Raw genomic sequence first — 13,850 nt, forward strand, 5'->3', positions numbered from 1 at the left:
GTCAGGAGGAGGGCTAGAAGCGCCCCTTCTGTTTCGCGTACCCAAGGATACCCCCGTGGCCCGGCTGTTCGACGCCTACATCATCGCCGACTGGACGGCCGCCGAGGGCAGGAAGCTGGGCGACGGCTCGGTCTGGATCGGCGTGGCCAAGCGCGACGTGCGCTTCCGCCTCTATACCGAGACCCACAATGTCGCGACGCGGGCCGAGGGCGAGACGCTGCTGGCCTCGCTGCTGGCCGAACACCGCAAGCGTGGCGACCGGGTGCTGGTCGGGTTCGACTTCAATTTCGGCTATCCCGCCGGCACGGCCGCGCGGCTGAAGCTGACGGGGACGCCCGCCTGGTCGGCGATGTGGAAATTCATCGCCTCCAACGTCGTCGACAAGGCCGACAACACCAACAACCGCTATCAGGTCGCCGCCAAGATGAACCGGCTGATGACCGATGAGCCCTGGCCGCTGTGGGGCGCGCCGGCCAATCAGGCGCAGCGCTGGCTGACCACGACCAAGCCCCCGGCGGGCGCCGGCGCCGACATCCCGGAATACCGGGCCACGCAGGACGCCGTCCGCAAGGGCAGGCTGCAGCCCAAGTCGGTCTGGCAGATGCATGGGGCGGGCGCCGTCGGAGGGCAGACGCTGGTCGGCATCCCCGCCGTGCGCCGCCTGCTGGAAAGCCTCGGGCCCTCGGGCGCCGTCTGGCCGTTCGGCACGGGCTGGCGCGCGCTGGACACGGCCGACGTCGAGCCGCTGTCGGCGCTGGTGGTCGAGGTCTATCCGTCGATGTTCGACGCCAGACCCAACCCCGGCGAGTTCAAGGATCAGGCCCAGGTCCGGGTCACGGCCGAGCATTTCGCCAAGCTGGACGAGACCGGCGCCCTGTCCGCCGCCTTCGCTCCGCCCAGGACCGCGGACGAGGCCCTGATCGCCAGGGTCGAGCAGGAAGAAGGCTGGATTCTGGGAGCCTGACGGCTGGCCCGGCCCCTGATCATCGCGCATCGCGGGGCCTCGGGCGAACGGCCGGAACACACCCGCGCGGCCTATGAACTGGCCATCGAACAGGGCGCCGACTTCATCGAGCCCGATCTGGTGATGAGCCTGGACGGCGTGCTGGTCGTCCGCCACGAGAACGAGATCGGCGGGACGACGGATGTCGCGGCCCGGCCGGAGTTCGCCGCCCGGCGCGCAACGAAGACGGTCGACGGCTGGCCCGTGACGGGCTGGTTCGCCGAGGACTTCACCCTCGCCGAGCTGAAGACCCTGCGGGCCCGGGAACGCCTGCCGGAATTGCGGCCCGCCAACTGCGCCTTCGATCAGGAGCCGATCCTGATCTTCGAGGAGGTGCTGGACATCGCCGCCAAGGCCGGCGTGGGTGTGGCGCCGGAACTGAAGCATCCAACGTATTTCGCCGGTCTCGGCCTGCCGATGGAGGCCGCCTTCGTGGCGGTTCTGGAACGTCGGGGGCTGACGGGCCGGGATGCGCCGATGCTGGTCCAGTGCTTCGAGGTCGGGGCGCTGGAACAGCTGCGGGGGCGGGTCGCCACGCCGCTATTGCAGTTGGTCGCCGCGTTCGGTGGGCCGTTCGATCGTTCAGCGCTGAGCTACGCCACCATGACGACGGCCGAGGGCCTCGGCCGGATCGCCGCCTACGCCGACTGGATCGGCGCCGACACGGCCCTGATCGAGCCCTCGCCCGGCGCGCCAACCGCCCTAATCTCCGACGCCCATGCTGCGGGGCTGAAGGTCGCCGGCTGGACCTTCCGCGCCGAGAACGTCTTCCTGCCGCAGGGTGACCGGATCGGCGAGGCGCCGGCGGCGCATGGACGGCTGCGTGAGCGGCTGGCGCGGTTCGCCGGCTACGGGCTGGATGCGGCATTCATGGACCAACCCCGCTACCGCCCTTCTCCCCTTGGGGGAGAAGGTGGCCCCTCAGGGCCGGATGAGGGGTAAGTCCGACGCGGAACGGGTGGTTGGGAGCGGTCGCTGACAGCCCCCTCATCCGACCGGCTCCGCCGGCCACCTTCTCCCCCGAGGGGAGAAGGATTACTTTGCAACAGGATCAAGACTCCCGCCCCCGACGGCCCGCCCTTCTCGCCCCCGGAATTCGCCCTTCCCGCCCCTCGGCCAAATTTTCTTCCTGGCGCCCCTTCCAGCCGTCGTAAAATACGGTTGGCGGCGCCCGAACGCCGCGGAGTCTTTGACAATCCAGCCTCAGCCGCGACCGCTCAGGCGCGGCGACACCCTCGAACGCGCCGGTCAGCGTGTCCTCAAAGGGGCGAAAGTAGCGGTTTTCGCATTTTTCGGACCAGTCGAGACTCCCGCCCTTCTCCCGCAAGGGGAGAAGGAAGAGGCTCTCTACCCAGCGATCTGTCCGAAGTCCGCGACCCGGCCCATGACGGCGCGAACCTGTCCCAGCAGTTTCAGACGGTTCTCCCGTTCCTCGGTCACATCGGAGTTGACCATCACCTTGTCGAAGAAGGCGTCGACCGGGGCGCGGAGCAGGCTGAGGGCGCGCATGGCGGCGGCGAAGTCCTCGGTCTCCAGCGCCGCGTCCACGGCGGTCGCGGCGACGGCGACGGCGAAGGCCAGGGTCGTCTCGGCCTCGGGCTGGTTCGGCAGGCCGGTCTCGACCATGCCGGTCGGCACGGGTCCCTTCTTCTCCTCGGCCTTGAGGATGTTGGACGCCCGCTTGTACCCGGCCAGCAGATTGGCCCCGTCCTCGGTCGCGAGGAAGGCGTCGAGCGCCTCGACCCGCCGCACGATGCGGACGAGGTCGTCGTCGCCCAGCGCGAAGACGGCGTCGACGAGATCGTGACGCTTGCCCTGATCGCGGAGGAGGACCTTCAGGCGGTCGGCGAAGAAGGCGAGGATCTCTTTTGTGGTCGGCGGCGTATCCAAACTCATCGCCCGACTGGTGATCAGGATGGTCCTTGCGGCCTCCAGAACTTCCGTCAGCGGAAGACGGTGAGGCCCTTCGAGAACGATCCGAATGACGCCGAGGGCGGCGCGACGGAGGGCAAACGGGTCTTTCGATCCTGTGGGACGTTCGTCGATTGCAAAGAAACCAACCAACGCATCGATCTTGTCCGCCAAGGCCACAGCCGCCGCTGTTGGCGCCGTCGGTACATGATCCTTCGGGCCCTGAGGCTGATAGTGGTTCCGAATGGCGTCAATCGTGGGCAAGCCAAGCTGGGCGTGCTGCGCGTAGTACCCACCCATAACGCCCTGCAACTCGGGGAACTCGCCAACCATACCTGAGGCGAGATCAGCTTTGGCCAGCCGACCGGCCTCCTTGGCGACATTCTCATCGGAACCTACGTACGGAGCGATCACCCCAGCCAAGACCGAAAGGCGGTCGACGCGCTCAGCCATGGTACCCAACTTCGCGTGGTAGGTGACACCTGCCAACTTCGTAAGCCACGGCGCGAATCCGACCTTTCGGTCTTCGTCCCAAAAGAAGCGGGCGTCATCGAGCCGAGCGGATAGGACCCGGGCGTTCCCGGCCGCCAAGGCCACACCTCCGTCGACGGCTGCGATGTTTGCGACCACCACGAAGTGAGGCGCCAGCTCTCCGATGGCCGGATCGCGCACCGCGAAATATTTCTGGTGGACCTTCATCGACAGCCGGATCACCTCCGGCGGCAGGGTCAGGAACTGTGGGTCCATGTCGCCCAGGATCGGCGTCGGCCATTCGGCCAGCCCCGCCACCTCGTCCAGCAGGCCGTCGTCGTCGACCAGCGCCAGTCCCCGGGCCGCGCAGGCCGCCTGCGCGCCCTCGAGGATGCGCAGTTTGCGGTCCACGACGTCGAGCAGCACGAAATCGCTCTCCAGCTTCGCCCGGTAGTCGGCGAAATCCCTGACCGCGAACGGCCGGCCGCAGCCGAGGAAGCGGTGCCCCTCGGTCAGGTCGCCGGAGGGGATGCCGTCGATCTCGAACGGCACCACATGGCCGTCGAACAGGGCGACGATCCGCTTCAGCGGCCGGATCCAGCGCAGGGCGCCCGAGCCCCAGCGCATCGACTTGGGCCAGGGGAAGCCGCGGACGACGCCGTCGACCATGTCCGCGATCAGATCGGCCGTCGGCCGGCCCTTTTCGCGGACGACCGCGAACCAGACGCCGTCGCGTTCGCTGAGCTGGTCCTTCGTCAGGCCGGTCTTGCGCAGGAAGCCGTCCAGCGCCTGTTCAGGCGCCGAGGTGCGGGGGCCTTTCAGCTCCTCTTCCCGGTCCGGCGTCGCGGTCGGCAGGCCCTCGACCACCAGCGTCAGCCGGCGCGGGCCCGCGAATGTGGTCAGGGCCTCATACGTCAGCCCGGCCGCCTTCAGCCGCTCGGCCGCCATGCGTTCGAGGTCGCGCGCGGCGCCCTGCTGCATGCGGGCGGGGATTTCTTCGGAGAAGAGTTCGAGAAGGAGCTGGGCCATCAGACGCGCCCCCTTTCCTGCTCGACCCATTCGGTGGCGCAGGCCTTACAGAGGTCGCGGATGCGGCCGATGTAGCTCTGGCGTTCGGCCACCGCGATGGCGCCGCGGGCGTCCATCAGGTTGAACAGGTGGCTGGCCTTCAGCACCTGATCATAGGCCGGCAGGACCAGCGCCTGATCCTGCGGGCCCTTCATGGCCAGCAGGGTCGTGACCTCGGCCACCATGTCCTCGAACCGGCGCTTCAGGCCGTCGACGTCATAGCCGTGGAAATTGGCTTCCGACTGCTGGCGCTCGTTCTCGAGGAAGACCTCGCCATAGGTCAGGCCTTCTTTGGTGAACTTCAGGTCGTAGACGTTGTCGACGCCCTGGACGTACATGGCCAGACGCTCCAAGCCGTAGGTCAGCTCGCCCGAGACGACGTCGACCTCGATGCCGCCGACGCCCTGGAAATAGGTGAACTGCGTCACCTCCATCCCGTCGCACCACACCTCCCAGCCCAGCCCCCAGGCGCCGACGGTGGGGTTCTCCCAGTCGTCCTCGACGAAGCGGATGTCGTGCAGTTTCGGATCGATCCCGATCGCCGCCAGCGAGCCGAGATAGAGCTGCTGCAGGTTCTCGGGGTTCGGTTTCAGGATCACTTGATACTGGTAATAATGTTGTAATCTATTGGGATTTTCGCCGTAGCGGCCGTCGCCGGGGCGGCGGCTGGGCTGGACGTAGGCGGCCTTCCACGGGCGCGGGCCGAGGGCGCGCAGCACGGTCGCGGGGTGCAGGGTGCCGGCGCCGACCTCGATGTCATAGGGCTGGAGGATCGCGCAGCCCTGATCGCCCCAGTATTTGTGAAGGGTGAGGATCAGGTCCTGGAAGGCGAGCGGTTCGGTGGTCACAGGCGGGCTTTTTCGTCCGGGGAAGAAGGCGGCGGACCCTAGACGGGCGGCCTTTGCCGGGCAAGGCGGAGCCCCGCCTACGCTTCCTTAAGCGGCGTGGCCCCATAACGTAGCCATGAAACAGATCGACCAGATGCGCCGGCGGGCCGCGCGCTATCTCGACATAGACCCGGTGACGATCGCGTCGCCGCGGGGTGTGTTCTCGCTGAGCTTCGACGACATTCCCGCCAGCGCCTGGACCGAGGCGGGGCCGGTGCTGGCCCAGCACGGGGTCAAGGCGACCTACTATGTCTGCGGCGGGCTGGCCGGCAGGCGGAACATGGACCGCGACCAGTTCGAGGTGCGCCACCTGCAGGCGTTGCACGCAGCGGGGCATGAGGTCGGCTGCCACACCTTCGGCCATACCAGCGTGCTACGTATGGACGCCCGGGCCCTCGGCCTGAGCCTGGACGCCAACGCCGCCTGGGTCGGCGAGCGGCTGGACGGATACCGGATGACGACCTTCGCCTGGCCGTTCGGGGATGCGACGGTGGGGGCGAAACGGGTCGTGCGCGAGCGGTTCGCCATGGCGCGCGGGGTGCGCGACGGGGTCAATGCGGGGCGCGAGGACCGGGCCCTGATCAAGAGCATCGGGCTGGAGAGCCGGCGATTGCCCGGCTACGACTTCGACGCGCTGATGGCCGAAACGGCGGCGTCGAAAGGCTGGCTGAACGCCTATGGCCATGACGTGTCGGACCGGCCGACGGACTATGGCTGTACCCCGGACGATCTGGACCGGGTGCTGAGGGCGGCGAAGGCGGCGGGGCTGGAGGTGCTGCCGGTCGGGGCGGCGTGGCGGGCCGTGACGGCCTAGGCCGCCTCCGCCATCCCCTGCTGCGCCTTGCGGGCGTCCGCCCAGCGGATCAGGGCGGCGCGGGGCCAGGCGACGATCCACGAGCGGGCGGTGTACTCGCCCTTTTCGATCAGGGCGGCGCGGGTCGGCGAGGAGGTCGCGGCGCGCTGGGTGTGAATCTCGCCCGGGCCCTGATGCAGCAGGAAGGCGCCGTTCTTCAGCGGGTTGACGCGCAGATAGGCGAGTCGCGGGCTGATCTGCTCCAGCGGCGGGTCGTAGAACCAGCTGGAGCCCAGCATGCCGGCCATCTCGGGGCGACGTTTGCAGATCTCGGCGGCAGTCGCCCAGGCGCGGTCCCAGCCGGCCTCGTTGAAGTCGGACAGTTCGCGGCTTTCGGTATGGACCTCCAGCCACGGCTTCCAGGCCTGGGCGGCGGCGTAGGCGGGGATCACCGACCAGCCCCAACCCTCGCGGGCGTGACGCAGGACCTGTCCGGGGCCCATGGGCGAGCTGAGGTCGATCATCTGGGTGCGGGCGCCGGGCACGCTGAGCACCAGCGAGATGCGCACGTCCTTGGCCCAGTAGTCGCGGTCATAGGGGTCAGCCGCGGCGGTCAGGAAGTCGGCGAGACGCTGGATCCATTCCGGATACAGTTCGAGCACTGCGGACGGCAGGTCGGCGGCAGGGACCCGGGCCGGCATTTCCAGCGCCCAGACGGCGATAAGGGCCCGGCGGTGATCGTCGGTCAGGGCGGGCCCGAAGGCTCCGGCCAGGGCTTCCTCGGCGCGACGGCCGGGCTGATCGAAGTCCCAGTGCGGGGCAGAGGCCTCGGCGGCCGTGGCGGCGGCGGCCTTGAGGGCGTGGATGCGGGCGCGGTCGTCCGCCGGGACCCGGTTCAGCACGGCTTCAAAGGCGGCGATCTGGGATCGGGAGAGCGTTTCCATGACCGCAGGCTAGCAAACACCGGTTGTCCGGCGGTTAAGGCCGGGACCGGACAGCGAAACGGCGGCGGAGGGGGGGTCCGCCGCCGTCGTCGCAGGCTTCGCCGGATCAGTCGCCCGGCGTGGGCGGAGGGGGCGCCGGGGTGTCGTCGTCATCGTCGGCCGGATCCGGGGTGTCGACCGGCGGCGTCGTGCGGGACGGGTCAGGCTGGGCGTCCACCTGCCCGTCGGTCGGATTGGGGACGGGCGGGGCGGCGATGGTCGTCGTGGTCGCGGCAGGCTGGCCGTTGGGCGCATTTGTGCCCGGCGTGGCGGGACGGGTCGTCGCTGTGGCCCCGGGCGGAACGGGGGCGGTAGCGGGCGTCCCTGCCGGAGCCGGGCTGGCGGCAGGGGCCGCCGCCGGAGTTTCCGGGGGAGCCATGGACTGAGCGGGGTTCAGGACCTTGTCGATGGCGAAGATCGCGCCGTTGGAGGCGTCGATGTCGGCCCGGGTGACGAGGGCGCCGTCGATGCGGAGGCCCTCGCCCGTGCCGTCCAGCAGGACACGCGTGCGGTTGGCGGTCTGGACGCCGCCCCTGGCGCCGGTGATCTGGGACGAGGAAACGTCGGCGACGATCACATGATAGAGCAACAGATTGCGCAGCTCCTGGGCGTTGGCGGGGTCCATCAACCGTGTGCGCTCAGCCTCCGGCAGGGCCGCGAAGGCCTCGTCTGTCGGGGCGAAGATGGTGACCGCCGGGCGCGACTTGAGGGTATCGGTCAGCTGGGCCTGGTTCAGAGCCGCCAGCAGGATGGTGAAATTGCCCTGTGCGGTCAGGACGTCGATGACATTGCCGACGGCGGCGGGGGTCGCGGGCTGGGCGGCCTGGGCTGCGGGAGGAGCGGCGGGAACCTGGGCGGTCGGCGCCTGCGCGGCCGGCGTCGCTTCGTCGGCGGGCTCAGCGGGCGTGGCGGCTGGCGCAGGCATGCTCGACGCTGAGGCCGGCGGCGTCGCGGGCGTGGCCGGAGCGACAGGCACGGGCGATGGAGGCGGCGGCGTCGGGGCGGTCTGGGCGAGGGCCGCGGGCGCCGCAAGTAGGGCGGCCGCGGCGGTTGCGGTCAGAAGATGAAGGCGAAGCATGGCGATATCCCTTTCCTTGGGCGGTGGCCGCAAAGGGAGGAAGGCGCGGCCAGAGGCGCCCGAAACCTGCACTGTGAAAGACGCGGGCGGGGGCTCAGTTCCATGCGGGAATGACCGGACCTGATCGTCGCGCCCTCTCACGGCCGAACGGACCTAGCGCAGAAGTGACGGCCTCGCCCACCAGTCGGGATGGGTCTGGATCAGGCGCCGGGCGGCGGCGGCGGCCTGATCCGCCGTGTCGAACAGGGCGAAGACCGTGGCGCCCGAACCCGACATCCGGACAAGGCGGACGCCCGGAAGCCGCGCCGCCGCCGTCAGGGCTTCACCGATGGCGGGCTGGAGCGCGACCGCCGGAGCCTCGAGGTCGTTCCGCTGTTCCGACAGCCAGTCGATAACGGTCGACACCGCCCAGTCGCCCGGCGGTTCGGGACGGTCGGCCGATCCCGCCGACCCCTCGTCATACGCGCGATAGACCGCCCCCGTGGGCGACGGGACGCCCGGATTGATCAACAAGGCAGGCAGGGGCGGCAGGCGCGGCTCGAAGGTCAGCCGGTCGCCCCGATCCTCGGCCCAGGCGGCGCGGGCGTGAAGGCACATGGGCCCGTCCGCCCCGACGGCGACGCCGGCCAAGGCGTCGTCGTCCAGCGGCAGATCCAGCATATCGCGCACAGCCTTGAGGGCGGCCCCCGCATCGGACGAGCCGCCGCCCAGTCCGGCGGCGATCGGCAGCTGTTTGTCCAGCGTCACGGCCACCGGCGGGTCGCCGACGCCGGTCGCCTGACCCAGGGCCCTCAGGGCCTGCAGGATCAGATTGTCCCCGCCGTCGTTCAGCTCCCCGGCGAACGGCCCGGTCACGGTCAGCGACAAGCCCCCGGCAGGCTGGACCGTGACAGCGTCGCCGACGTCGGCGAAGGCGACCAGGCTGGCGAGCGGATGATAGCCGTCAGCCGCCACGGGTCCGACGTGAAGGAACAGATTGACCTTGGCGGGTGCGAGAAGGCGGACCGGCGCCATACCTCAGGGCTGGCCGCCGTCGGGAAGCGGCGGCGGCTCGGGCAGGCCGCGCGCCAGCTTCTGTTCGACCTCGGCGCGGCGCGGCGCGTCGGGCTCAAGCGTCAGCACCCGGTTCCACTGCCATTCGGCCTCGCGGCGGCGCCCGACCTGCCAGTAGGCGTCGCCGAGGTGGTCGACGATCTCGGCATTGCCGGGCTGTTTGCCGACGGCCTCTTCCAAGGTCTGGACGGCGATTTCGTACTGGCCCTGCCGGAACTGGGCCCAGCCGAGCGAGTCCTGGATGTTGCCGTTCTGGGGGTCGGCTGCGTGGGCGCGGGCCAGCATCCCGGCGCCTTCGGCCACCCGCCGGCCGCTGTCGACCCACATGTAGCCGAGATAGTTGAGAATGGTCGGGTCGTTGGGCTGGGCCTGCAGGGCGGCCCACAACTCGGCCTCCGCCTCGTCGATCCGGTTCAGGTTCTCCAGCACCGCGCCGCGAAGGAAACGGAAATGCGCGGGCTGACCCGCGACGTTGATCGTAGGCCGGTTGAGGACGGCCAGCGCCTCCTCGTGCCGCCCCATTCCCTGTAGATGTCCCGCCAGGGCGTAGGCGAAAGCGGCCTGGTCGGCCGCGGCGGCGTCGGCGCGGCGAAGCGCCTCCAGCGCGCCCTCGGCGTCGCCCTGGGAGTCCAGCGCTCCGGCCAGGCCGACCTGGGCCCGGGCATAGGTGATGGGATCGGTCTGGCTGACCCGGGCGAAGGCCTCGCGGGCCAGCAGGGGCTGACGGCCGGAGGCCAGAGCCTGTCCCAACTGAAGGCTGATCAGGTCGTCGGGGTGCAGGCTGTCGGCCATGCGCAGATAGATCGCCGACAGTTCCCACGACTGGGCGGCGGTGGTCTGCAAGGCGGCGAATTCCAGGGCGTCGGCGGCCCGCTGCAGCGCGGTCGGCTCAGCCGGCGGACGACCTCGTCCCACGATCCGGGCCCGGCCCAGAACCGCCTCGGAGTTCGGATTTCCGCCGGTGAGGGCGGCGTCATAGATCGCCAGCGCCTCATCCCGGCGCCCCTGCCGCTCGAGAAATTCGGCATAGTCCAGCGCGTACAGCATGGCGCCGCCGGGGGCGGCCATCAGGATCTTGTATTCGGCGTCGGCTTCGGCGAAGCGGCGGCGGCTTTCCAGCAGGCCGGCGCGCTGCTGATGCAGGATCAGGCCCGCGGGGTCCGTCGGCGGCGTGTCCACCGCCTTGAGCGCCGTGTCCCAGTCCCCCCCCGCGGCGGCGACGGCGGGCGTCAGGTACCGGGCCGCCGCGCTGAAGGGCTCGGCGAACGGGCGTTGGTTCAACAGGGCCATGCTCCGGCGCCCTTCTCCGGAGCGCAGGGCCTGCACCAGTTCGATCATCCGGCCGGCCTCGGCCAGGTCAGGCGTATCCGCGACGGTGGGGGTCAGACGCGCCACATCGCCGAGATCGCCGGAGAACAGACCGGAGCGGAAGGCTTCCTCGCCAAGTGCAGGCTGTTCGGGCGCGAGGGCGTGAGCCTCGCCCAGAAACTCCGAACCGGCGGCGCGGTCGCCGCGAATGCTGGCCAGACGGCCGGCCAGATAGAGACCGTAGGCGGACTGGCCAGAGGCGTCGACCGGCACGGGGGCCCAGATTGCGGGGATGGGAGGCGCGGCCGGTTCAGGTTCGACGACCGCGATCTCCTCGACCGGGCGGATGAGAGGCGGCAACGCTCCACTCGGCTCGACCTGATCGAGGCCCGGCGCGGGAACGACGGCGGGCGCCTGGTTCGCCGGCGGGTTCAATGGGGGGTCAATGAGGATCGGCGCGTCCTGCGCGAACGCGGACGTCGACAGGGCCAGGATGGCGCAACCGGTCAGAAGGGAGGCGGGGCGTGAAAAGCGCATGACCGAACCCTCACCGGATTATGCGGCGACGACAAGGCCCCCTCGCCTTCTCCGTCCTACATATTCGGATAGTTGGGGCCGCCGCCGCCCTCGGGCGTGGTCCAGACGATGTTCTGGGATGGATCCTTGATGTCGCAGGTTTTGCAGTGGACGCAGTTCTGGGCGTTGATCTGGAAGCGCGGGTTGTTCCCCTGCTCGTCGTACAGCACCTCGTAGACGCCCGCCGGACAGTAGAGCCGCGCGGGCTCGCCGTAGAGCGGCAGGTTGACCTGTATGGGGATCGAGGGGTCCAGCAGCTTCAGGTGTGCCGGCTGTTCCTCGGCGTGGTTGGTGTTGGAGATGAAGACCGACGACAGCTTGTCGAACGACAGCCTCCCGTCCGGCCGCGGATAGGCGATCGGCTTGTGCTTCGAGGCCTTTTCGGTCGCGCCGGCGTCGGTCTTGCCGTGCTTCAGGGTCCACGGAAGGTTCACGCCGAAGATCGACGAGAACCACATGTCGATGAGGCCCGCCGCCCCACCCAGGGTCGTGCCCAGCTTCGACAGATACGGCTTGGCGTTCCGGACCTGTTTCAGCTCCCTGTAGACCCAGCTGCTTTCATAGGCGGCCTGGTATTCGACCAGCCGGTCGCCCGAACGCCCGGCCATGACGGCGTCATAGGCGGCGTCGGCGGCCAGCATGCCGGTCTTCATGGCGTTGTGGCTGCCCTTGATGCGCGGAACGTTCACGAAGCCGGCCGAGCAGCCGATCAGGACACCGCCCGGGAATGACAGCTTCGGCACCGACTGGAAGCCGCCCTCGGTGATGGCGCGGGCGCCGTAGGAGATGCGGGTTCCGCCCTCCAGATGTTCGGCGATCGAGGGGTGGTGCTTGAACCGCTGGAACTCGTCGAAGGGCGACAGGAAGGGGTTCTTGTAGTTCAGGTGAACGACATAGCCGATGGCCACGTAGCGGTCGCCGAAATGATAGAGGAAGCTGCCGCCGCCGGTGAATTCGTCCAGCGGCCAGCCGGTGGTGTGCTGGGCCAGGCCGGGGCGGTGCCTGTCGGCCGGAACCTGCCACAGCTCCTTCAGGCCGATGCCGAACTTCTGCGGTTCGGCCGTGTCGCACAGATTGTGGCGGGCCATGATGGTCTTGGCCAGCGAGCCACGCACGCCCTCGGCGATGAAGACGTATTTGCCGTGCAGTTCGATGCCGGGCTGGAAGTCATCGGTCGGCTTGCCGTGACGGTCGATGCCGAAGACTCCGGCGACGACGCCCTTCACCGTTCCCGACGGTTCGTCCCAGACCACATGGCTGGCGGCCATCCCGGGATAGACCTCGACCCCCAAGGCCTCGGCCTGCTCGCCCAGCCAGCGGGCCACATTGCCGAGCGAGGCGATGTAGCAGCCGTCGTTGTGCATCATCGGCGGAAGCAGGGGCATGGGCAGGCTGACCTGCCCCATCGGCCCCAGCACCATGAAGCGGTCCTCGGTGACGGGCGTCTCGAGCGGGGCGCCGCGTTCCTTCCAGTCGGGGAAGAGTTCGGTCAGGGCCCGCGGGTCGATGACGGCGCCGGACAGGATGTGGCCGCCGATCTCGGCGCTCTTTTCCAGCACGGCGACAGTGATGTCCCTGCCGTCCCTTTCCGCCCGCTGTTTCAGGCGGATGGCGGCGGACAGGCCGGCGGGGCCGCCGCCGACGATGACGACGTCGTATTCCATCACCTCGCGCTCGACCCCGGTCAGGGCCTCGGCGGGCGGCAGTTTGTCGATCACGGCTTCCTGCCAGGCGTTTGTCGCGCCGCCCTCGATCGCGTCCTCGGCCATGCCCTGATTTCCTCGCAGTCCGTGTGGTCTTCGTGTTTTCCGCTTATCGGAAGGTGACGCAAGGGTGGTCAAGGACTATCCCTGTGCGGACCGTGATGACGACCCGACCCTCCGACGCCGCCGCGACCGAAAGCCTGCTCGCCTTCTGGCGTGACGCGGGGGTGGACGCCTGTTTCGAGGACGCTCCGGTCGACCGCACCCATGTCGCTCCGCCGCCCGCCGTGAAGGCGGTGGCCAAGGCCACGGCCTCGGTGGTCGCCGCGCCGGCCGCGGGCGATGCGTTGTCGGAGGCGCGCAGGCTGGCGGCCGGGGCCGGGACCCTGGAGGAGCTGGGACTGGCCATCGCGGCCTTCGAGGGCTGCCCGCTGAAGGGGATGGGTGCGACGCAGTCGGTGTTCAGCCGCGGCGCCCCCGAGGCGCCCGTACTGGTCATCGGCGAGGGTCCGGGCGCGGAAGAGGATCAGCGCGGCCAGCCCTTCGTCGGCAAGGCGGGACAGCTGCTGGACCGGATGCTCAGGGAAGCCGGGCTCGAGGGCCGGGTGTTCATCATCAACACCGTCTTCTGGCGGCCGCCGGGCAACCGCACGCCGACGGCGGCCGAACAGGCGGTCTGCGCGCCGTTCGTCGAGCGCGCCTTCGCCCTGCTGAAGCCGAAGGCCGTGCTGCTGCTGGGCGCGGCGGCGGCCAAGTCGGTGCTGGCGACGGACGAGGGCATCATGCGGATGCGCGGCCAGTGGCGGGAGTGGCGACTGTCCGAGGGCGCCGTGTCCGCCCCGGTGATGCCGACGCTGCATCCTGCCTTCCTGCTGAGGCAGCCAATCGCCAAGCGTCAGGCGTGGGCGGACATCCTGTCGTTGGCCGCGCGTCTGGACGCCGACGGCTGAAGTCTGTTCATCCTTCAGACTCAAAACTGCCCCAAAATGGGGAGAAATCTTGACATGGGCCGGGGG

General features: G+C 69.6%; 11 protein-coding genes. 4 read left to right on the forward strand and 7 right to left on the reverse strand.

The annotated features are described in order from the left end of the window. Positions 1–55: 55 nt before the first annotated feature. Positions 56–964, forward strand: a complete 909-nt coding sequence (locus tag BrevBR_RS03840; RefSeq protein ID WP_332638810.1) for a cobalamin biosynthesis protein CbiG — start codon at positions 56–58, stop codon at positions 962–964. 3 nt (positions 965–967) lie between these two features. Further along, positions 968–1,945, forward strand: coding sequence for a glycerophosphodiester phosphodiesterase family protein (locus BrevBR_RS03845; protein WP_340000754.1), 978 nt, complete (start codon positions 968–970; stop codon positions 1,943–1,945). Positions 1,946–2,350: 405 nt separating this feature from the next. On the opposite strand, the gene glyS is transcribed toward BrevBR_RS03845, so the two are convergent. Together glyS and BrevBR_RS03855 are read right to left on the reverse strand one after the other, a co-directional pair. Then, on the reverse strand, positions 2,351–4,414 hold the full coding sequence (gene glyS / locus BrevBR_RS03850) for a glycine--tRNA ligase subunit beta (RefSeq protein ID WP_339999988.1): 2,064 nt from the start codon (positions 4,412–4,414) through the stop codon (positions 2,351–2,353). Further along, positions 4,414–5,301 (reverse strand): glycine--tRNA ligase subunit alpha, encoded by an 888-nt coding sequence (locus BrevBR_RS03855; RefSeq protein ID WP_339999989.1) that lies wholly within the window; start codon positions 5,299–5,301, stop codon positions 4,414–4,416. The genes glyS and BrevBR_RS03855 overlap by 1 nt, the downstream gene beginning before the upstream one ends. Positions 5,302–5,416: 115 nt before the next feature. On the opposite strand from BrevBR_RS03855, the gene BrevBR_RS03860 reads away from it, so the two are divergent. Then, the gene (locus BrevBR_RS03860) at positions 5,417–6,154 is read left to right on the forward strand and encodes a polysaccharide deacetylase family protein (protein ID WP_339999990.1); all 738 of its coding nucleotides are present in this window, start codon (positions 5,417–5,419) and stop codon (positions 6,152–6,154) included. Here BrevBR_RS03860 and BrevBR_RS03865 read toward each other — a convergent pair. The 5 genes from BrevBR_RS03865 to BrevBR_RS03885 form a co-directional block, all read right to left on the reverse strand. Then, positions 6,151–7,077: a hypothetical protein gene (locus BrevBR_RS03865; RefSeq protein ID WP_339999991.1), complete on the reverse strand. Its 927-nt coding sequence runs from the start codon at positions 7,075–7,077 to the stop codon at positions 6,151–6,153. The two genes, BrevBR_RS03860 and BrevBR_RS03865, sit on opposite strands and share 4 nt — an antisense overlap. 106 nt (positions 7,078–7,183) lie before the next feature. Beyond that, positions 7,184–8,194, reverse strand: coding sequence for a fasciclin domain-containing protein (locus tag BrevBR_RS03870; RefSeq protein WP_339999992.1), 1,011 nt, complete (start codon positions 8,192–8,194; stop codon positions 7,184–7,186). Positions 8,195–8,347: 153 nt separating this feature from the next. Next, a complete protein-coding gene (locus BrevBR_RS03875; RefSeq protein ID WP_339999993.1) occupies positions 8,348–9,208 on the reverse strand; it encodes a 4-(cytidine 5'-diphospho)-2-C-methyl-D-erythritol kinase in 861 nt (286 codons plus the stop codon). A 3-nt stretch (positions 9,209–9,211) separates the two neighbouring features. Continuing rightward, entirely contained in the window at positions 9,212–11,092 is a 1,881-nt protein-coding gene (locus tag BrevBR_RS03880) for a tetratricopeptide repeat protein (protein WP_339999994.1), read from the reverse strand. A gap of 56 nt (positions 11,093–11,148) precedes the next feature. Continuing rightward, complete coding sequence (locus tag BrevBR_RS03885) at positions 11,149–12,900, reverse strand: electron transfer flavoprotein-ubiquinone oxidoreductase (RefSeq protein ID WP_339999995.1); 1,752 nt, start codon at positions 12,898–12,900, stop codon at positions 11,149–11,151. 95 nt (positions 12,901–12,995) lie between these two features. Between BrevBR_RS03885 and BrevBR_RS03890 the strand changes: the two genes are divergently transcribed. Continuing rightward, positions 12,996–13,784, forward strand: coding sequence for a uracil-DNA glycosylase (locus tag BrevBR_RS03890; RefSeq protein WP_339999996.1), 789 nt, complete (start codon positions 12,996–12,998; stop codon positions 13,782–13,784). Positions 13,785–13,850 lie beyond the last annotated feature (66 nt).

The organism is Brevundimonas sp. BR2-1 (assembly GCF_037626195.1).
Lineage (GTDB): Bacteria > Pseudomonadota > Alphaproteobacteria > Caulobacterales > Caulobacteraceae > Brevundimonas.

Coding starts and splice junctions, on each gene's coding strand:
- glyS (WP_339999988.1), bottom strand. CDS start 4,414: ATGGCCCAGCTCCTTCTCGAACTCTTCTCCGAAGAAATCCCCGCCCGC.
- BrevBR_RS03860 (WP_339999990.1), top strand. CDS start 5,417: ATGAAACAGATCGACCAGATGCGCCGGCGGGCCGCGCGCTATCTCGAC.
- BrevBR_RS03865 (WP_339999991.1), bottom strand. CDS start 7,077: ATGGAAACGCTCTCCCGATCCCAGATCGCCGCCTTTGAAGCCGTGCTG.
- BrevBR_RS03870 (WP_339999992.1), bottom strand. CDS start 8,194: ATGCTTCGCCTTCATCTTCTGACCGCAACCGCCGCGGCCGCCCTACTT.
- BrevBR_RS03875 (WP_339999993.1), bottom strand. CDS start 9,208: ATGGCGCCGGTCCGCCTTCTCGCACCCGCCAAGGTCAATCTGTTCCTT.
- BrevBR_RS03880 (WP_339999994.1), bottom strand. CDS start 11,092: ATGCGCTTTTCACGCCCCGCCTCCCTTCTGACCGGTTGCGCCATCCTG.
- BrevBR_RS03885 (WP_339999995.1), bottom strand. CDS start 12,900: ATGGCCGAGGACGCGATCGAGGGCGGCGCGACAAACGCCTGGCAGGAA.
- BrevBR_RS03890 (WP_339999996.1), top strand. CDS start 12,996: ATGACGACCCGACCCTCCGACGCCGCCGCGACCGAAAGCCTGCTCGCC.